General features: G+C 74.3%; 20 protein-coding genes and 1 pseudogene. 11 read left to right on the forward strand and 10 right to left on the reverse strand.

The window, feature by feature from the left end:
* Positions 1-100: 100 nt before the first annotated feature.
* On the reverse strand, positions 101-976 hold the full coding sequence (locus tag O2W18_RS04150; protein ID WP_269186297.1) for an MsnO8 family LLM class oxidoreductase: 876 nt from the start codon (positions 974-976) through the stop codon (positions 101-103).
* On the reverse strand, positions 976-2088 hold the full coding sequence (locus tag O2W18_RS04155) for a spore photoproduct lyase family protein (protein ID WP_269186298.1): 1113 nt from the start codon (positions 2086-2088) through the stop codon (positions 976-978). Before O2W18_RS04155 ends, O2W18_RS04150 begins: the two co-directional genes overlap by 1 nt.
* A 99-nt stretch (positions 2089-2187) precedes the next feature.
* On the opposite strand from O2W18_RS04155, the gene O2W18_RS04160 reads away from it, so the two are divergent.
* Positions 2188-2607 (forward strand): DUF350 domain-containing protein, encoded by a 420-nt coding sequence (locus O2W18_RS04160; protein WP_269160570.1) that lies wholly within the window; start codon positions 2188-2190, stop codon positions 2605-2607.
* A gap of 41 nt (positions 2608-2648) precedes the next feature.
* On the opposite strand, the pseudogene O2W18_RS04165 reads toward O2W18_RS04160, so the two are convergent.
* Positions 2649-3497, reverse strand: a pseudogene (locus tag O2W18_RS04165) (EamA family transporter); the annotation flags it as partial.
* Positions 3498-3568: 71 nt separating this feature from the next.
* Between O2W18_RS04165 and O2W18_RS04170 the strand changes: the two are divergent.
* Together O2W18_RS04170 and O2W18_RS04175 are read left to right on the forward strand one after the other, a co-directional pair.
* Positions 3569-4483: a LysR family transcriptional regulator gene (locus tag O2W18_RS04170; RefSeq protein ID WP_269186299.1), complete on the forward strand. Its 915-nt coding sequence runs from the start codon at positions 3569-3571 to the stop codon at positions 4481-4483.
* Positions 4484-4656: 173 nt separating this feature from the next.
* Positions 4657-5601, forward strand: a complete 945-nt coding sequence (locus tag O2W18_RS04175; RefSeq protein WP_269186300.1) for a GGDEF domain-containing protein — start codon at positions 4657-4659, stop codon at positions 5599-5601.
* Positions 5602-5611: 10 nt separating this feature from the next.
* Here the strand turns inward: O2W18_RS04175 and glgA are convergent, their stop codons facing one another.
* Complete coding sequence (gene glgA, locus O2W18_RS04180) at positions 5612-6784, reverse strand: glycogen synthase (protein WP_269186301.1); 1173 nt, start codon at positions 6782-6784, stop codon at positions 5612-5614.
* A gap of 71 nt (positions 6785-6855) precedes the next feature.
* On the opposite strand from glgA, the gene glgC reads away from it, so the two are divergent.
* Both glgC and O2W18_RS04190 read left to right on the forward strand, forming a co-directional pair.
* Positions 6856-8076 carry a glucose-1-phosphate adenylyltransferase gene (gene glgC, locus O2W18_RS04185; RefSeq protein WP_269186302.1) on the forward strand — a complete coding sequence of 407 codons (1221 nt, stop codon included), beginning with the start codon at positions 6856-6858 and terminating at the stop codon, positions 8074-8076.
* A 22-nt stretch (positions 8077-8098) separates the two neighbouring features.
* Entirely contained in the window at positions 8099-8614 is a 516-nt protein-coding gene (locus O2W18_RS04190; protein WP_269186303.1) for a 2'-5' RNA ligase family protein, read from the forward strand.
* Here O2W18_RS04190 and O2W18_RS04195 read toward each other — a convergent pair.
* Entirely contained in the window at positions 8611-9288 is a 678-nt protein-coding gene (locus O2W18_RS04195; RefSeq protein ID WP_269186304.1) for an O-methyltransferase, read from the reverse strand. The genes O2W18_RS04190 and O2W18_RS04195 overlap by 4 nt on opposite strands.
* A gap of 232 nt (positions 9289-9520) precedes the next feature.
* On the opposite strand from O2W18_RS04195, the gene sigE reads away from it, so the two are divergent.
* From sigE to O2W18_RS04215, 4 genes are all read left to right on the forward strand, one after another.
* Entirely contained in the window at positions 9521-10126 is a 606-nt protein-coding gene (sigE, locus tag O2W18_RS04200) for an RNA polymerase sigma factor SigE (RefSeq protein WP_269160577.1), read from the forward strand.
* Entirely contained in the window at positions 10123-10701 is a 579-nt protein-coding gene (locus O2W18_RS04205; protein WP_269186305.1) for an anti-sigma factor family protein, read from the forward strand. Before sigE ends, O2W18_RS04205 begins: the two co-directional genes overlap by 4 nt.
* Positions 10702-10730: 29 nt before the next feature.
* Positions 10731-12308 (forward strand): S1C family serine protease, encoded by a 1578-nt coding sequence (locus tag O2W18_RS04210; RefSeq protein WP_269186306.1) that lies wholly within the window; start codon positions 10731-10733, stop codon positions 12306-12308.
* A 98-nt stretch (positions 12309-12406) separates the two neighbouring features.
* Entirely contained in the window at positions 12407-12802 is a 396-nt protein-coding gene (locus tag O2W18_RS04215; RefSeq protein ID WP_269186307.1) for a twin-arginine translocase TatA/TatE family subunit, read from the forward strand.
* Positions 12803-12919: 117 nt separating this feature from the next.
* Here the strand turns inward: O2W18_RS04215 and O2W18_RS04220 are convergent, their stop codons facing one another.
* Positions 12920-14080: an Mrp/NBP35 family ATP-binding protein gene (locus O2W18_RS04220; protein ID WP_269160581.1), complete on the reverse strand. Its 1161-nt coding sequence runs from the start codon at positions 14078-14080 to the stop codon at positions 12920-12922.
* Positions 14081-14229: 149 nt separating this feature from the next.
* Between O2W18_RS04220 and O2W18_RS04225 the strand changes: the two genes are divergently transcribed.
* Together O2W18_RS04225 and O2W18_RS04230 are read left to right on the forward strand one after the other, a co-directional pair.
* Positions 14230-14937 (forward strand): AzlC family ABC transporter permease, encoded by a 708-nt coding sequence (locus tag O2W18_RS04225; protein ID WP_269186308.1) that lies wholly within the window; start codon positions 14230-14232, stop codon positions 14935-14937.
* Positions 14934-15251, forward strand: a complete 318-nt coding sequence (locus O2W18_RS04230; protein ID WP_269186309.1) for an AzlD domain-containing protein — start codon at positions 14934-14936, stop codon at positions 15249-15251. The genes O2W18_RS04225 and O2W18_RS04230 overlap by 4 nt, the downstream gene beginning before the upstream one ends.
* Before the next feature lie 49 nt (positions 15252-15300).
* On the opposite strand, the gene O2W18_RS04235 is transcribed toward O2W18_RS04230, so the two are convergent.
* From O2W18_RS04235 to O2W18_RS04250, 4 genes are read right to left on the reverse strand one after another with little or no spacing between them, the layout of a single operon-like run.
* On the reverse strand, positions 15301-15702 hold the full coding sequence (locus O2W18_RS04235; RefSeq protein WP_269186310.1) for a universal stress protein: 402 nt from the start codon (positions 15700-15702) through the stop codon (positions 15301-15303).
* Positions 15699-17240, reverse strand: a complete 1542-nt coding sequence (locus tag O2W18_RS04240; protein WP_269186311.1) for a tripartite tricarboxylate transporter permease — start codon at positions 17238-17240, stop codon at positions 15699-15701. Before O2W18_RS04240 ends, O2W18_RS04235 begins: the two co-directional genes overlap by 4 nt.
* The gene (locus tag O2W18_RS04245) at positions 17233-17775 is read right to left on the reverse strand and encodes a tripartite tricarboxylate transporter TctB family protein (RefSeq protein WP_269186312.1); all 543 of its coding nucleotides are present in this window, start codon (positions 17773-17775) and stop codon (positions 17233-17235) included. The genes O2W18_RS04240 and O2W18_RS04245 overlap by 8 nt, the downstream gene beginning before the upstream one ends.
* Positions 17772-18794, reverse strand: a complete 1023-nt coding sequence (locus O2W18_RS04250; protein WP_269186313.1) for a Bug family tripartite tricarboxylate transporter substrate binding protein — start codon at positions 18792-18794, stop codon at positions 17772-17774. The genes O2W18_RS04245 and O2W18_RS04250 overlap by 4 nt, the downstream gene beginning before the upstream one ends.
* Positions 18795-18858 lie beyond the last annotated feature (64 nt).

Here is an 18858-nt window from a genome sequence, read left to right on the forward strand (position 1 = left end):
CTCCTGACACGACGTGGCTGGGCGGGAGCACCGTGGCACACCCGAGCGCCTGCGCGACAGCACCCGGCGCGTGTGTCCGGCGCGGCAGGGGCGCCCGGGGTCAGCGGTCCGCGCTCGGCCGGCCGAGCAGGCCGGCCAGCGCGGCGTCGGAGGCGGCCAGCGCCGCGCGGTCGTGGGTGCTGCTGGAGGCGACCAGCTCGGCGGCGCCGGTCCGGTCGACCAGCTCGGCCAACCTGCTCGCCACCTGGGCGGGAGTGCCGGCGATCGCGGCGGCGGCGGTCTGCTCGACGTACTGCTGCTGGCGTGGGCTGAGCGTGCGGGCCCGGATCCCCGCCACCGGCTCCAGGGGTCGGAAGACGCCGGTGGTGCGGGCCGAGGCCATCGCCCAGGCCTCGGGCAGCAGCAGGTCGGTGGCCTCGGCGGCGGTGTCGGCGACCAGCACGTCCAGGCTGACCGGGAGCCCCAGCTCAGCGGCGACCTGCAGGCCCTGGCCGGTGGCCAGCACGTACATCGGGACGGCGGTGGTCGGCCGGGGGTACGCGGTGATCTCCGCCGACCCGGTGAGGAACGCCCGCAGCTCGGCCAGGTCGCCGGCGAAGTCCTGCTCGTCGGTGGAGCGCAGCGCCCGGCGCACCGGCGCGGTGAAGCCGGGGGAGCGGCCCAGCCCCAGGTCGACCCGGCCGGGGGCGAGGGCGCTCAGGATCGCGAACTGCTCGGCGACCACGAGCGGCTGGTGGTGCGGCAGCATCACGCCCGCCGAGCCCAGCCGGAGGGTCGTCGTCCGGCCGGTGATCGCGGCCAGCAGCACCGCGGGCGCCGACCCGGCGACGCCGGGCACCCCGTGGTGCTCGGCCACCCAGAACCGGTCGTAGCCCAGCTGCTCGGCGCGGGCGGCCCGCGCCACGGTGCCGGCCAGCGCGGCGGCGTCCGGCTCGCCCGCCCGGGTGCGGGCACGGTCCAGCAGGGAGAGCTGCATCAGAACGCGTACCTGACCCGCAGCCACGGGGCGTGCTGCCGGATCAGCTCCTGCAGCCGCAGCACCCCGGCCCGCTTCACGTCGTTGCGGTAGCGGACGTTCACCTGGCCGTTCTGGCTGACCTTGGGCTGCTGCAGCTCCGGGCGCCAGAGCAGCTCCTCGGCCTGCGGGTGCCACCCGAGGTTGACCTCGTGCAGGCCCTCGTTGTGGGTCAGCATGATCACCTCGGCGGCGGCCTGGGCCTTCGTCGCGTCGGCGAGCTGGTCGTCCAGCTGCCGCAGCAGCGTCGTCCAGTCGGCCTCCCACCCGTCCCGCAGCACGACGGGGGAGAGGTTGAGGTGCACCTCGTAGCCGGCGGCGACGAAGTCGTCGATCGCACCGATCCGCTCGTCGACCCGGCTGGTGCGCAGGTCGAGCACCCGGGCGTCGGCGTCGGGCATGAGGGAGAAGCGGACGCGGGTGCGGCCCTGCGGGTCCAGGTCGAGCAACTGCCGGTTCACGTACTTGGTGGCGAAGGATGCCTTCGCGGTGGGCAGCGTGCGGAAGGTGGCGATCAGGTCGGCGACGTTGTCGCTGACCAACGCGTCGACCGAGCAGTCGCTGTTCTCGCCGATGTCGTAGACCCAGCTCTCCGGGTCGCACTGGTCGGGCTCGGTCTTCGGCCCCTGCCGGGCGACGTGCCGGCGCAGGTGGCCGGCGATCTGGTCGATGTTGGTGAAGACCGTGATCGGGTTGGCGTAGCCCTTCTGTCGCGGCACGTAGCAGTAGGCGCAGGCCATCGCGCAGCCGTTCGCCGTCGACGGCGCGATCCAGTTGGCCGACCGGCCGTTGGGCCGGCACGACAGCGACTTCTTGACCCCGAGCACCAGCGTCTCGGTCTTCACCCGCACCCAGCGGTCGATGTTGCCCTCGTTGCCGTGCAGCTCGGGGATCTGCCAGTGCGAGGGCACCTCCACCACCTCGGCACCGGGGAACCGGGCGAGCACCTGCAGTCCGCGGGGGGAGGCGGCGGCCGCGGGCTCGGCGTAGACGGTGCGCACCTGCAGGAGTCGACTCCGCACCGGCTCCTCGGGCGGGAGGACGTCGTCGAACAGGGTCAGCGCGTCCGTCACGACCGGTGCAGCGTCGCCGGATCGACGCCTGTTCCACGGGGCGATGTGGTGATGGCCCTAGGCTCAGCGCTCCGCTGTCCCCCATCCCGGAGGTCCTCTGTGCTGGCCAGCATCGGCTACGCCGTCGCCTACACCGGCGTCGGCATCATGCTGCTCGTGGTGGGCGCCCTCGCTCTCGACCTGCTCACCCCCGGCCACCTGGCCAGGCACATCTACGAGGAGCGCTCGGTCAACGCCGGCATCGCGCTGGCGGCCGGGTTCCTCGGCCAGGGCGCGATCGCGTTCACCACCATCTGGACCAACGCGACCAGCGGGTTCGGGCGGGCGCTGCTCTACACCGTGGTGTTCGGGCTGCTCGGCGTGCTGCTCCAGGCGCTGGCGTTCCTGCTGCTGGACCTGCTCACCCCCGGGCGGCTGGGCCAGCACCTCACCGAGGTGGCCTTCCACCCCGCCAGCCTGGTCTCGGCCGGCGCGACGCTGGCCGTCTCGGCGATCATCGTCGCCTCCATCTGGCCCTGACGGACCCCCGGACGGGTCCGTCGGGTCGTCGTCGCCAGCAGCACCCCGGCGACGACGAGGGCGCCGCAGCCGAGCTCCACCGGTGACGTGGTGTCGCCCAGCACCAGCCACGAGGTGCCGATGCCGACCACCGGCACCAGCATCGAGAAGGGGGCCACGGTGCTCGACGGGTGCCGGGCCATCAGCGCCGTCCAGAGCCCGGACCCGAGCAGGGTGGCCACCACGACGGTGTAGAGGAGCCCCGCCAGCGCCAGCAGCCCCTGCTGGCTGCCCAGCGTGGTGAACGAGCGGGCGATCGCCTCCGGGCCCTCGGCGACCAGGGCCACCGCGGCCATCGGCAGCGGGGGCACCACGCTCATCCAGAGGGTGAGCTTGAGCGGCTCGGACGCCCGTGCCTGCCGGGCGCAGAGGTTGCCCAGCGCCCAGCCCAGCCCGCCGCAGAGGGTGAGCAGCACGGGCAGCGCCAGCGCGGTGCCCCCGAGGTCGGCCCGGTACAGGGCGATGCCGCCCAGCCCGGCGACGGCTGTGCCGATGCCGGTGAGCTGGCGGGCGGTCAGCCGCTCGTGCAGCAGCAGCCCGGCCAGCAGCACGGTGAACGGCGCCGAGGACTGCAGCACCAGCGAGGCGAGCCCGGTCGGCATGCCGGTGTCCATCGCCAGGTAGAGGAAGAAGAACTGCAGGACGCCGAACCCGGTGCCGTAGCCGATCAGCCAGCGCAGCGGGACGTCGGGGCGCGGCACGAACAACAGCGTCGGGACGGCGAGGAGGGCGAACCGCAGCGCCACCAGGGCGAAGGGCGGGAACTGCTGCAGCGACAGGTGGATGGCGGTGAAGTTCAGCCCCCAGAGCACGGCGACGAGGCAGGCGAGCAGGCGGTCACGACGGGGCACGGGGTGAGCTTGCCGCCCGGCGCCGTGCAACTCCAGTGAAGAGGACTTGACCGTCCTTGCAGACTGGCTACATGGACTTGCGCACCCTGGAGACGTTGCGCGCCGTCCGCAGCCAGGGCGGGGTGACCGCGGCCGCCGCCGTGCTGCACCTGACGCCGTCGGCGGTCTCCCAGCAACTGGCCGGGCTGACCGCGGAGATGGGCGTTCCGCTCACCGAGCGGGTGGGGCGCGGGTTGCGGCTCACCCCGGCGGGGACGGCGCTGGCCGATGCCGCCGTCGACGTCGCCGTCGCGGTGGAGCGGGCCCGCGCGGCCTGCCAGGGCCACCGGGACTCACCCGTCGGCACGGTGCGCGTCTCGGCGTTCCAGAGCGCGGCGCAGCTGGTCTTCCCCCGGCTGCTCGATGCGGTCGCCGGGTGGGACGGCGTGACGCTGCAGTGCGCCGACGAGGACGTCGCGCTCGCCGACTTCCCCGACCTCACCGATCGCTTCGACGTGGTGGTCGCCCACCGTCCGGACGGCGCCGCGGACTGGCCTCCCGGCGTGCGCGTGGTGCCGCTGTTCCGGGAACCGCTGGACGTCGCGGTGAGCCCGGGGCACCGGCTCGCCGATCGGGTGGCGATCAGCCCCGAGGAGCTCGCCGACGAGGCGTGGATCACCGTGCGGGAGGGCTTCCCCGTCGCGCCGGTGCTGGCCGCGGTGGCGGCGCGATCCGGAGCCGCACCGCGCATCGCGCACCGGATCAACGACTTCACGGTCGCCACGGCGATGGTCGCGGCCGGGCACGGGATCTCGCTGCTGCCCCGGCACACCGCGCCCGCCTTCCCCGGGGTGCGGTTGCTGCGGCTGACCGGGGTGCCGGCCGGGCGTCGGGTGGAGGCGCTGCTGCGCCCGGACCGGGCGGAGCGGCGGGTGGTGGCGCGGGTGGTCGGCGCGCTGACGGCGCTGGCTGCCGAGATCGACCACCGGGCCGGCCGAGGCGTCTGACCGATCCGGGTGAGGTGGCGCCGCGAACCGGGCCGGCCGTCGGCGGCAGGCGACTACGTTGCCCGCAACGGAACTCGCCGGTCTCGTACCGTTCTCTCCCACCCGGCCGGCTCCTGAGACCCCCCGCACCTCGATCCGGAAGGCGGCACGAACGGATGCGCAGCGGACCCGAGGTGGCGAGCGCTCGCGTCACCGGCCCGGTCATCGGGGCGCTGTACGTGGCCGGAGGGCTCGCGGTCCTCGCCATCGTCCTGCTGGGCGGTAGTGGCGACGACGGCATCTCACCCGTGCTGGCGGTGATCGGTCCGCTCGCGCTGCTGGCCGGCGGCGCAGTGATCCGCTGGGGTCACCACCTGCCGCGGTCGGTGTTCCACCTGATGGTGCTGCTGGGCACCGCACTGATCAGCGCGGTCGTCTACGCGGCGCCCGACGAGACCTCGGCCGTGGCGTTGGCCGGCATGTACCTGTTCATCGCCGTGGCGGCGTTCTTCCTCTTCGCGCTCCCGGTGGCGTCCGCGTACCTGGGCACCGCGATCGGGGCGTGCACCGTCGTGCTCGCCCTGGGCGGGGTGGCGGCCGGCCCGGTGGTCGCACTGGCCGTCGTGATGGCCGCGATGGGGCTGGTGGTCGCGACCCTCGCCCGGCGCGCCTCGGCGGCCAGCCTGGACGGGCTCACCGGCCTGGCCAACCGGCGCGGCTTCGACGACGCGCTCGAGGAGACCGTGCGGGTCGCCCTGCGCACCGGCACCGACCTGTCCGTGGCGCTGGTGGACATCGACCACTTCAAGTCCATCAACGACCGGCACGGGCACGCCGCAGGCGACGAGCTGCTCCGGGCCGTGGCCGACGAGTGGCTGCCGCGGGTGCCCCGCGGATCGGTGCTGGCCCGGCACGGCGGGGACGAGTTCGCGCTGCTGCTGCCCGCCCACGCCGGCCCGGCTGCCCTGGCGGTGGTCGAGCAGCTGCGGGTCGCCTGCGCGGGCGTGCCGCTGTCGATCGGCGTCGCCCAGCACGAGCCGGGGGAGCCGACCCCGCAGTTCATGCGCCGCGCCGACAGTGCGCTGTACCGGGCGAAGGCAGCCGGGCGTGCGCGCACCGTCCTGCACGAGGACGGCTGAGCGGTTCCGCTCAGCGGCGGGCGGCGAGCACCGACTCGTAGACCTCGGCGGTCTGCTGGGCGATCGCCGGCCAGCCGAACTCGGCCAGGACCCGCTCCCGGCCGGCCGCGCCCATCGCGGCGGCGCGGTCGGGGTCGGCGAGCAGCTCGGCCATCCGCGCCGCCAGCCCCGCGGCGAAGGCGGCCGGGTCCTCGGCGTCGTAGGGCACCAGCAGCCCGGTGCGGCCGTCGTCCACGACCTCCGGGATGCCGCCCACGGCGCTGGCCACGACCGCGGTGCCGCAGGCAGCGGCCTCCAGGTTCACGATGCCCAGCGGCTCGTACACCGACGGGACGACGAAGACCGTCGCCCCGGTGATCAGCGGCACCAGCTGCTCACGGGGCAGCATCTGCTCGATCCAGACCACGCCGCTGCGGCGGGTCTGCAGCTCGGCCACGGCGTCGGCGACCTGCGCCCGCTCGGCCGGGGTGTCGGGTGCGCCCGCGCAGAGGACCAGGCCGGCCTCGGGCGGCAGCTGCTCGGCCGCGGCCAGCAGGTGCACCAGCCCCTTCTGCCGGGTGATCCGGCCGACGAACAGCGCGTACGGCCGGTCGGGGTCGACCCCGACCGAGCGGACGACGTCGGGCGCCTGGACCGGCCGGTAGGCCTGGGCGTCGACCCCGTTGCCGACCACGACGACCTTCGCGGGGTCCAGGTCCGGGTAGACGTCGAGGACGTCGGCCCGCATGCCCCGGCTGACCGCGATCACCGCGTCGGCGGAGGCGTAGGCGGTCCGTTCCACCCAGGAGGACAGCCGGTAGCCCCCGCCCAGCTGGTCGGCCTTCCACGGCCGGCGGGGCTCCAGGGAGTGGGCGGTCACCACGTGCGCCGAGCCGTGCACCAGCGAGGCCAGGTGCCCGGCGTGGTTGGCGTACCAGGTGTGCGAGTGCACCAGCTCGGCGTCGGCCAGCGCGGCGGCGATCTCCACGTCGATGCCGACGGCCTGCAGCGCGCCGTTGGCGGCCTGCAGCCCCGCGGGCACCCCGTGGCCGGTCGCGTCCGCACGCGGACCACCGAAACAGTGGACGTCCAGCTCCGGCCCCTGCTCCAGGCCACGCAGGGCCGCGACGAGGTGCTCGACGTGCACCCCGGCCCCTCCGTAGACGTCCGGCGGCCATTCCCTGGTGATCACTCCGACGCGCACGAGGTCACCCTAGGTGGTGGAGGTGCCCAGCAGATGGGGCGAAGGCCCGGCCGAACCGTTACGGTCCGTCCATGCGTGCTGGTCCTCGGGTGCTCGGAATCGTCCTTGCTGGTGGTGAGGGGAAGCGGCTCGCCCCGCTGACCCAGGACCGGGCGAAGCCCGCCGTCCCGTTCGGGGGCAACTACCGGCTCATCGACTTCGTGCTCTCCAGCCTGGTCAACGCCGACATCCGGCGGATCGCGGTGCTCACCCAGTACAAGAGCCACTCGCTGGACCGGCACATCACCACGGTCTGGCGGATGTCCACGCTGCTGGGCAGCTACATCACCCCGGTCCCGGCGCAGCAGCGCCTGGGCCCGCGCTGGTACACCGGCAGCGCCGACGCGATCTACCAGAGCCTCAACCTGATCTACGACGACCGTCCCGAGATCGTCGTCGTCTTCGGTGCCGACCACGTGTACCGGATGGACCCGTCGCAGATGATCGACCAGCACCTGGCCACCGGCGCCGGCGTGACCGTCGCGGGCCTGCGGGTGCCGCGCCATGAGGCGACCGCCTTCGGGGTCATCGACGCCGACGAGAACGGCAAGGTGCGCCAGTTCCTGGAGAAGCCGGCCGACCCGCCGGGGATGCCGGGCAGCCCGGACGAGACCTTCGCCTCGATGGGCAACTACGTCTTCACCACCGACGCGCTGCTGGAGGCCCTGCGGGTCGACGCCGCCGACGAGAACTCGGTGCACGACATGGGCGGGTCGATCATGCCGATGATGGCCGAGGCCGGCGACGCCTACGTCTACGACTTCAGCAGCAACGCCGTGCCGGGGGAGACCGAGCGCGACCACGGCTACTGGCGCGACGTCGGGACCCTGGACGCCTACTACGACTCGCACATGGACCTCGTGTCGGTCAGCCCGATCTTCAACCTCTACAACGACCGCTGGCCGATCTACACGCTGCCGCCGATGCTGCCGCCGGCCAAGTTCGTGCTGGGCGGCCGGGCCGAGGAGTCGATGGTCAGCGCTGGGGTGATCATCGACGGCGGGTCGGTGCACGGCTCGGTGGTCGCACCGAACGTGCGCGTGGAGCGCGGTTCGCGGGTCGAGGCCAGCGTGCTGATGGACGGCGTCCACATCGGTGAGGGCGCCGTCGTGCGGCGCGCCATCCTGGACAAGAACGTCGTCGTCCCACCCGGTGCGCAGATCGGTGTCGACCCCGAACGGGACCGGGAGCGGTACCACGTGACCGCGAGCGGGATCACCGTCCTGGGCAAGGGCTCCCGCGCCATCCACTAGACCCGCCGCCCACCGGACCACCGTGCAGCCGCCGCTGATCGTGACGCTGCTGCTGGACGAGGCTGCGCAGCAGCGGTTCGACCGGCTCCGGGCAGCGCACTTCCCGCCCGAGCGCAACTGGCTGGCGGCGCACGTGACGCTGTTCCATGCGCTGCCCGGCGAGCACCGGGCGGCCGTCGGCCGGGAGCTGGCGGCGGTGGCTGCGCGGTCGAGGTTCGCGGTGGCTGTCACCGGCGTCCGCTTCCTCGGGCGCGGCGTCGCACTGGACCTGTCGGCACCCGAACTGACGACGCTGCGCGCCGGCCTGGCCGACGCCTTCGACCCGTGGCTGACCCCGCAGGACCGCCAGTGGTCCCGCCCGCACGTGACCGTGCAGAACAAGGTCGCCCCGGACACCGCGCGGGCGCTGCACGCCGAGCTGGCCGCGTCCTTCGTGCCGCAGACGGTGACCGCCCGCGGCCTGGGGCTGTGGCGGTACCTGGGCGGGCCGTGGGCTGCGGAGGCGGAGTTCCCGTTCCGGCCCGGTCAGGACACCTAGGTGCGCTTGGTGGCGACCAGCAGGCCGGTGCCGATCGGCAGCACCGCGCAGGTCAGCGTCTCGTCCTCGCTCAGGGTCCGGGCGATCTCCCGCCACGCGACGGTCTGCGCGTCCCGGGCCGAGGGGTCGGCGATCCGGTCCTCGGCGAGCAGGCCGTGGCAGATCAGCGACCCGCTGTGCCGGATCAGTCCCAGCAGGCCGGTCAGGTTGCCGGCGTACTCCAGGGGCGGGCCGGCGCAGCTGACCAGGTCGTAGGCGCCGGGGGACAGTCGCGGCAGGACCTCGCCGGGCGTGCCGAAGATCAGCCGGGTGCGCCCGCTGGGGATGCCGGCCTCGGTGAAGGCCTGCCGGGCCGCACGCAGCTCGGCCGGGTCGGCGTCCAGGGCGGTGAGGACGCCGTCGGGGCGCATCCCCTGGAGCAGCCAGAGCCCGGCCACCCCGCCGCCGCTGCCGATGGACACCACCGAGCGGGCGTCACAGGCCGCGGCGAGCACGGAGAGCGTCGCGCCCACGGCCGGCTCGACCGGAACCTGGGTCCCGAACGCATCGGCCGAGGTCACGGCGCGCTGGCGAGCGGCCACCTGGGCGGGGGTCTCGGCGGCGAAGCCGTCGGCATAGGCCGCCGCGTCGGTCGGGGTGCCGCCGGTGGGGGGCGGTCCGGCAACGCTGGTCACCGGGCGAGGGTAGTGGCGGGGGTGGGGCCCGCGCCCGGCCGGGTGCGGGAGGCCGGGCCGACCTGGCCGGCTGCCTGGCAACCGGCTGTGTGTCTGCTCCGTGCGGGAACACCGGCCGCGCCCGACCGTTGCACTGGACGTGCGTCTCTCGCGTACCACCAGCCAGCGCTCCGCCGAGCGGTCCACCCCTGCAGGGGAGGTGCCGAGCGCGGCCGTCTGCGATCCTGGGTCCGTGACCGAGCCCTCCGCGACCGGGTCGGCGGCCCCCGCCGACCTCGAGCCCGCGGCCGCCGCGGCCGAGGGCTGGGTGGCGCCCACCTGGGAGCAGGTCGTCCGCGACCACTCCGCACGGGTGTACCGGCTGGCCTACCGGCTCTCGGGCAACCAGCAGGACGCCGAGGACCTCACCCAGGAGACCTTCGTCCGGGTGTTCCGCTCCCTCGCCGACTTCTCCCCGGGCACCTTCGAGGGCTGGTTGCACCGGATCACGACCAACCTGTTCCTGGACATGGTGCGTCGGCGGCAGCGCATCCGCTTCGACGCCCTGCCCGAGGACACCGAGCGGCTGCCCGGCTCCGCGCCGTCCCCGGAGCAGGTGTACGCGGACACCCACCTCGACCCGCAGATCCAGGCCGCCCTCGACGCGCTGTCCCCGGAGTTCCGGGTCGCGGTCGTGCTCTGCGACATCGAGGGCCTCACCTACGAGGAGATCTCGGCGACCCTCGGCATCAAGCTGGGCACCGTCCGCAGCCGCATCCACCGTGGTCGCGTGCAGCTGCGCGAGGCGCTGGCCCACCTCGCCCCGGGTCGGCCCGTCCCCGCCGTGGAGGTGTCGTGAGCATCCCGGAGAGCCACCTCGCCCAGGAGGCGATCGCCGCGCTCGTCGACGGAGAGCTCTCCGGCGGCGCAGCGAACCGGGCGACCCGGCACCTGACCGGCTGCGCGCAGTGCCGGATGGCGGTCGCCGCGCAGCGCGAGGCCAAGGACGCGCTCCGACACGGCGTCGACGTCGCGGTCCCCGGTGACCTCCTCTCCCGGTTGCAGGCCATCCCGTTCACGACCGCCGGCCCCGGCGGCGGCCTGGGTCAGCTGAGCGCCGGCGCCGACGGGCTCACCGCCACGGGTGCGGGTGGTTCCTGGGCGATCCCGCTGGCCCCCACCGAGACGGCACCGCGTTCCGACGGCGGCGCCCGCTGGCTGCGTCGAGGGATGACCGGGGCGCTGGCCGGGCTCGGTCTGGGCGTCGCGGTGCTCGCCGTCAACCTGCCCACCGCGGAACTGCCGAGCCGGGAGCCGGTCGCCGGCCCTGTCCGGTACACGGCGCCGACCGAACGCACCGACATCGTCCCGCCGGTGGTGCGGGCGTTCACCGTCGGTTCCCGCACCGGCGTGGCGGATGGCGGGACGCCCTGAGCGCGACGCCCGGCACCGAGCCGTCCGACGTGGGCTCACCGCTCCCGGACGCCGACCACGCCCCCGGCCGGCCCGAGGAGCAGGCGGCGGCCTACGCCCGCCCCGCGGGGACGACGGGCGCCTTCGCACCGACCGACTCCCGGCTGCAGCCGCACACCCCGCCCGCCCCGGCCCCCCAGCCCGAGCAGCGGGCCGCCTTCGGCCGGCCGGACGCGGTCGAGGGGTCCTTCGGCGCCGACCGTCCCGTGCCCGCACCCCGGCCGCTGCCCCCGCCGCCGCCGGAGGCCGTGCTGCGGGCGTTCGCGCCGCGGGACGGGGCCACCGGGCTGGGCGAGCCCCCGGGTGGCCGTCCCGCGCGGCGGCGCACCGCGGCCGCCCCGTTCTGGAAGCCCGACGCCGCGGCGGACCCGTGGCGCGACCCGCACGCCCCCGCCGCGCTCGGTGCGCCCGCGCAGTACCCCGAGGAGCCCCAGCAGCCCGGCCCGGTGGTGCTGGACCCGCAGGGCCGCCGCAAGGTCCGGGTCCGTGACCTCTCCGTCCGGCTGACCGTGCTGGCGCTGCTCAGCCTGCTGCTGGTCGGCATGGTCGGTGGCACGACCGCCTGGTACCTGGGCCGGACGGCCGACGAGGCGCCGCTGCTGGCCGAGGGCACCCAGCTCTCCGAGGTGTCCCCGGGCACCAGTCGGGAGCCCGGTTCGATCTCCGACATCGCCGGCCGGATCATGCCCGCCGTCGTCTCCGTCGAGGTCCGGCTGGCCAGCGCAGGCGCCACCGGGTCGGGGGTCGTGGTGGACGCGGACGGCGGCTACATCGTCACGAACAACCACGTGATCTCCGGTGCGGCCGACGTCGAGGGCGCGGAGATCCGCGCGGTCTTCAGCGACGGCAGCGGTTCGACCGCCCGCATCGTCGGTCGCGACCCGGCGAGCGACCTCGCCGTCCTCAAGGTGGACAAGCCGGGCCTGGTTGCGGCGTCGCTCGGCAGCGTCAGCGACCTGGTCGTCGGCGACCCCGTGGTGGCCATCGGGTCACCACTGGGCCTGGCCGGCACGGTCACCAGCGGCATCGTCAGCGCGCTGGACCGCCCGGTGCGACTGTCCGGGGAGGGCAGCGACACCAACGCCGTGATCAGCGCGATCCAGACCGACGCACCGATCAACCCGGGCAACTCCGGAGGTGCCCTCGTCGACGCCACCGGCGCGGTCGTCGGGATCAACACCGCGATCGCCTCGGTGGCGGGCGCGGGCACCACCGGCGGTTCGATCGGCCTCGGCTTCGCCATCCCGATCGACACGGTGCGGGACATCAGCGAGGAGCTGATCAGCACCGGGACGGCCGTGCACGCCTCGCTCGGGGTGAACGCCCGCACGGTCACCGACGGCACCCGCGACGGGGCGCTGGTGCTCAACGTCGAACCGGACAGCGGTGCCGCCGAGGCCGGCGTGCAGGAGCAGGACGTGGTGATCGCGGTCGACGGGGAGCCGGTGCGCAGCTCAGAGGAGCTGGCCGTCGAGGTCGATGCGCACGAGCCGGGCGACACGGTCACCCTGGAGCTGGTGCGGGGCGGCAGCTCCCGCGAGGTCGACGTCACCCTCGGCGTGGCCTGAGCCCCGACACGTTCTGTTGGGCCGCGGGTCGCCTGGCGGCAAGCCGGTCCACCTACGCTGGACACGACCGCGGTGCGCGGTGGGCGCGAGGAGGAGCGGTGTTCGACTCGATCGGCTGGGGCGAGATCGTCGTCCTGGCGTTGGCGGCGCTGTTCATCTTCGGCCCCGACCGGCTGCCCACGCTGGCCAAGGACGCGGCCAGCGGGTTGAAGAAGGCACGTGAGGCGGTCACCGGGGTGCGTGGGCAGCTGCACGAGACCCTGGGCGACGACTTCGACCACCTGCGGGACATCGACCTGCGGCAGTACCACCCGAAGACCTTCATCCGGTCCCAGCTGATGGGCGACGACGACGCACCGGCCCGCACCGGGAGCACCGCCGCCGGGGCGACCGCCGCCGGGGCGACCGCCGCCACGGCCCGTGCCACGGCAGGGCAGATGACCGGCAGCCGGGACACGAGCACCCCGCCGCCCTTCGACGTCGACGCCACCTGAGCAGGGACCCCGTCCTCCCCACCCTTCGCAGGCTCGGGGCGGGCCCCTGGACGGGGTCGGGAACAGCAGAGGCCGGTCACCCCGCGGGGTGACCGGCCTCTGTCGTGCCGAGGGTGACTAGCGCTTGACCGGGGTCAGCCCCAGCGACATGCCGGACAGCCCGCGCTGGCGGACGGCGAGGGCGTCGGCGATCGCGGACAGCGACTGGGCGGCGGGGGCGTCGGGCTGAGCGAGCACGATCGGCGCACCGGCGTCACCGGCCTCGCGCAGCCGGGTGTCCAGCGGGATCTGGCCCAGCAGCGGCACCCGCGCACCGAGGGTCTTGGTGAGCGCGTCGGAGACGGCCTGGCCACCGCCGGAGCCGAAGACCTCCATCCGGGAGCCGTCGGGCAGCTCGAGCCAGGACATGTTCTCCACGACCCCGACGACCTGCTGGTGGGTCTGGGTGGCGATCGCACCGGCCCGCTCGGCCACCTCGGCGGCGGCGAGCTGCGGCGTCGTCACGACCAGGATCTCGGCGTTGGGCACCAGTTGGGCCACCGAGATCGCCACGTCACCGGTGCCAGGCGGGAGGTCCATCAGCAGCACGTCCAGGTCGCCCCACCACACGTCGGCGAGGAACTGCTGCAGCGCGCGGTGCAGCATCGGGCCACGCCAGACCACCGGGGTGTTGCCCGGGGTGAACATGCCGATCGAGATGACCTTCACGCCGTAGGACTGCGGCGGCATGATCATGTTGTCGACCTGGGTCGGCTTGTCGTCCACGCCGAGCATCCGGGGCACGGAGTGGCCGTAGATGTCGGCGTCCACGACGCCCACCGACAGGCCCTTCTTGGCCAGCGCGGCGGCGAGGTTGACGGTGACGCTGGACTTGCCGACCCCGCCCTTGCCCGAGGCGACGGCGTAGACCCGGGTCAGCGAGCCGGGCTGGGCGAAGGGGATGACCGGCTCGGCGGTGTCGCTGCCGCGGACCGTCTTGCGCAGCTCCGTGCGCTGCTCGTCGCTCATGACGTCCAGGCCCACCTGGACGGAGGTGACGCCGGGGACCGCGGAGACGGCCTGGGTGACGCGGTTGGTGATGGTCTCGCGCATCGGGCAGCCGGCGACGGTCAGGTAGACCTCGATGCGCACTGCGCCCGGGTCGCCGCCGACGCCGATCTGCACGTCCTTGACCATGCCCAGCTCGGGCAGCGGACGGTTGATCTCGGGATCCTGGACGGTCGCCAGCGCCGCGTTCACGGCATCCAGCTCCGGGGATCCGGTCAGCGTGTCGGACATGCGCGTTGTGTCTCCTTCGACGGGGAGCCTGCGGATTCCGGGCCCCTGCGGGGGCCCGCGCGCGGGCGACCCCCACTGTACGGCGGCTGGTCAGCTCGCCCCGGGTCAGCGGGTGTGAGCCAGCCGACCGAGAGCCCTAGGGTCGGCGGGTGCCGTCCTCCGCCCGCACCGCCACGCTCCGGGACGCCGTCGGGCTCGGCGTGGCGGTGGGGCTGTACGGGGTCGCCTTCGGTGCGGCGGCGGCCGGGGCCGGGCTGGACACCTGGCAGGCGGTGGCGACGTCGGCGCTGATGTTCACCGGCGCCTCCCAGTTCGCGATGATCGGCGTGCTCGGTGCCGGCGGGGGAGCGTTCTCCGCCGTGGGCAGCGCCCTGCTGCTGGGCACCCGCAACACCGTCTACGGCGTCCGGCTGGCCCCGATGCTGGCGCCGCGGGGCTGGCTGCGCCGGGCCGGGGCGGCGCACTGGGTGATCGACGAGACGACGGCGATGGCGGTGGCCGCACCGGACCGGGAACTGGGCCGGCTGGCGTTCTGGGTCACCGGCGCCACCATCTACCTCGGCTGGAACGTCACGACGTTGATCGGGTCGCTGGGCGCCGCGGCGCTGGGCGAGACGGCGCAGGCCGCGCTGGACGCCGTCGTGCCGGCGGCCTTCCTGGCGTTGCTGTGGCCCCGGTTGCAGCGCTCGGCGCGGGAGCCGGGCGTGCAGCGGCGGGTGGCCCTCGGCGGCGGGGTGATCGCGTTGGCGCTCACCCCGTTCGTGCCGGCCGGGGTGCAGGTGGTGCTGGCCGTGGTCGCGGTGGCGCTGGCCGGTCGGCCGCGGACGGCGACGTCTCCACGGGAGGGGGCCGCGTGAGCACCGGGATGCTGTGGGCGGTGGTGCTGGTCGGCTCGCTGGGCTGCTACCTGCTGAAGCTGGCCGGGCTCTCGGTGCCCGCGGCCTGGGTCGAGCGGCCGTGGGTGACCCGGGTGGTGGAGTTCGTGCCGGCGGCGCTGCTGGCCGCGCTGGTCGCCGTCCAGGCCGCGACGTCGGGGCCCGACCTGGTCGTCGACGGCCGGCTGGTCGGGCTGGCGGTGGCCGCGGTGGCGCTCGCGCTGCGGGCGCCGTTCATCGTCGTCCTGGTGCTGGCCGGTGCGGCCGGCGCGCTGGTGCACGTCCTCACCGGCTGAGCGCGACGGCTGGTGGGGGTCGCCGCCGGGACGGCGACCCCCACCCTGGTCAGCCGGCCGTCGGGGCCTTGACCGACAGCACCGGGCACTCGGCCTCCAGCAGGATGCGCTGGGCGTCGCTGCCGAAGACGAGCTTGCCGGTGGGGGACCTCCGGCGGATCCCGATCACGATGAGCGAGGCACCCAGCCGCGCCGCCGTCGCCACCACCTCGTCCGCCCCGCTCTGGCCGCCGACGTGCTGCTCGAGCTCGAAGGTCAGGCCGGTCTCCTCGAGCAGGCCGCGGACCTCGGCGAGGTCGTCGGGGCTGGCGTACGAGGGATCGACGTAGGCGTCCCCGCGCGAGGTGTTCAGCACGTGCAGCTGCTCCCCGCGCAGGTCGGCTTCCTCCACCGCCGCCCGCAGGGCCGCGCGGCCCTCCGGCTTGGGCACGTAGCCCACCACGATCGTCATGACGAACTCCTCTCGGACTCGGCAGGCGTGGCGGCCGCGGCGGCCAGCTCTGCCTCGGTACGGGCCTGGCGGCGACGCAGCCACCAGCCCAGGAACAGGAAGACCACGAGGGCCGCGTACACGACCGCCGCGAAGGGGCTGGTCACCAGGACCGTGGCGTCGCCCTGGCTGATGGCCAGGGCGCGGCGGAGCTGCTCCTCGGCGATGGGGCCCAGGATCAGCCCGACCACCGCCGGCGCGATCGGGTAGCCGAAGTTGCGCATGGCCCAGCCCAGCAGGCCGAGGAGGAACAGCAGGACCAGGTCCTCGACCGAGGCGCCGACCGAGTAGCTGCCCAGCGCGGCGAAGGTGAGGATGCCGGCGTACAGGTAGGGCCGGGGGATCTGCAGCAGCTTCACCCAGATGCCCACCAACGGCAGGTTCAGCACCAGCAGCAGGACGTTGCCGATGTAGAGGCTGGCGATCAGGGCCCAGATCAGCGCCGACTCGTCCTCGAACAGCAACGGCCCCGGCTGGATCCCGTAGCTCTGGAAGGCGACGATCAAGATGGCCGCCGTCGCCGAGGTGGGGAGCCCCAGGGTGAGCAGGGGCACGAGCACCCCGGCCGCCGAGGCGTTGTTCGCCGCCTCCGGGCCGGCGACGCCCTCGATGGCGCCCTTGCCGAACTCCTCGCGGTGCTTGGAGAGCTTCCGCTCTGCCGAGTACGACAGGAAGGTCCCGACCTCCGCCCCGCCGGCCGGCAGGGTGCCGATCGGGAAGCCGATGGCGGTGCCGCGCAGCCACGGCTTCCACGAGCGGCGCCAGTCGTCCTTGGTCATCCAGCCCTTGCCCGCCGGCACCAGGGGGATGGGGCCGCGGCGCAGGCGGGACGCGACGTACAGCGCCTCCCCGACGGCGAAGACGCCGACCGCCACGACGACGACGTCGATGCCGTCGGCGAGCGCGGGCAGCCCCAGGGTGAACCGCTGCTGCCCGGTGAGCGTGTCGGTGCCGACCAGGCCGAGGAACAGCCCGATCCCGAGCGAGGCGATCCCCCGGGACGGGCTGGAGCCCAGCACCGCGGCCACCGTCAGGAAGGCGAGCACCAGCAGGGCGACGTAGTCCGCCGGGCCGAGCTGGACCGCCAGGCGGGCGATCGCCGGCGCCACCAGGGTCAGCGCCACGGTGGCGATCGTGCCGGCCACGAAGGAGCCGATGGCCGCGGTGGCCAAGGCCGCCGAGCCCCGGCCGGCCTTGGCCATCCGGTTGCCCTCCAGGGCGGTGATGATGGAGGAGGACTCACCGGGGGCGTTGAGCAGGATGGACGTGGTCGACCCGCCGTACATGCCGCCGTAGTAGATGCCGGCGAACATGATGAAGGCCGCGGTGGGCTCCAGCGAGTAGGTCAGCGGCAGGAGCAGCGCCAAGGTCATCGCCGGGCCGATGCCGGGCAGGACGCCGACGGCGGTGCCCAACGTGACGCCGATCAGCGCGTAGAGCAGGTACATCGGCTGCAGGGCGGTGGCGAACCCGTCGACCAGCGCGCCGAAGTCACCCAAGGAAGCTCACCCCCTCCAGTGGTCCGGCCGGCAGGTAGAGGTCCAGCAGCTGGGTGAACAGGATCTGCGTGGTGAAGGCGAGCACGGCCCCCACGAGCACGGGCCGCCACCACGGGCGGGCGCCCAGCGACCAGGCGGCACCGCCGAAGAGCACGGTCGCCGCGATGGGCCAGCCGAGGGGTTCCACCAGGACGACCAGGGCGGCGAAGGACCCGGTCAGCTTGAGCACGGTGGGCCAGTCGGTGGTGGCCGACGGATCGACGTCCTCCCCCTCTTCGGCGGCGCCACCGCGCCCGCGGGCCAGGTCGACGAAGAGGGCGAGGGAGGTGAGCACCAGCAGGACCCCGACCGCGTACGGGAAGGCCTGCGGGCCCACGGTGTTCACCGAGCTGGGTGCGACGATGGTGCTGGCGTCGACCAGGGTGAAGACCCCGAGCGCCAGCAGCCCCACGGGGAAGGCAGCCTCTGCCCAGGACCACGCCCGCCCCGGCGTACCGGTGCGGGCGTGGTCCTGCGCGGCTGCGGAGGAGCTCACTCCACCAGCCCGATGTCCTGCAGGACACCGCGCACCCGCTGCTGCTCCTCCTCGAGGAAGGCGTCGAACTCGTCGCCGGACAGGTAGGTGTCCTCCCAGTCGTTGAGCTCCAGCCGCTCCTGCCAGGCGTCGGACTGGACCGCCTCGTCGACGAGGTCGATCAGGTTCTGCCGGGCCTCGTCGGACAGGTCCGGCGGGCCGACGACCCCGCGCCAGTTGCTGAGCTCGACGTCCAGCCCCGCCTCGGTCAGCGTGGGGGCGTCGATGCCCTCGACCCGCTCGGCGCCGGAGACGGCCAGCGCGCGCAGCTCGCCGGCCTCGATCTGCGTGGCGTACTCGGAGACACCCGAGATGCCGGCGGAGACCTGGCTGCCCAGCAGCGCGGCCAGGGACTCACCGCCGCCGGAGTAGGCCACGTAGTTCAGGTTCTCGATCGGCACGTCACCGGCCTGGGCGATCAGCCCGGCGAGGATGTGGTCGGTCCCGCCGGCCGAGCCGCCGGCGATCGACACCGACCGGCCGTTGGCCTTCATGTCGTCGACCAGGTCCTGGATGTCCTGGTACGGCGAGTCCGCGGGGACGACGACGATCTCGTCCTCGGCGGTGAGCCGCGCGATCGGGGTGCTGTCCTCCAGCGTGGCCTGGGACTGGTTGGTCTCGATGGCGCCCAGCATCACCAGGCCCATCACCATCAGGAACTCCTCGCTGCGCTCGTTGGCGAGCTCGGCCAGGCCCACGGTGCCGCCGGCACCGCCGACGTTGGTGACCTGGGTGCTGTCGGCGAGTTCGGCCTCCTCGATGGAGGCGGCGAGCGCCCGGGCGGTCGAGTCCCAGCCGCCGCCGGGATCAGCCGGGGCCATCAGCTCCAGGCGGCCGACCGATGCCTGGGCGTCGGTCCCGCCGTCACCACCGGAGTCGCTGCAGCCGGTGAGCAGGCCGAGCAGGGACGCGCCGGCCACCGCGGTCAGCCGCCAGGGGCGGGCGGCGGTGCGGGATCGTGCACTCAGGGTTCGGGACATCGGGTGGACCTCCTCGTCCGCCGGGCCGGGCTCGGCTCGGTTCGGTTCGGACGCTAGGAAGGCC

It is taken from the genome of Modestobacter sp. VKM Ac-2983, from assembly GCF_026967885.1.
Classification (GTDB): Bacteria; Actinomycetota; Actinomycetes; order Mycobacteriales; family Geodermatophilaceae; genus Modestobacter.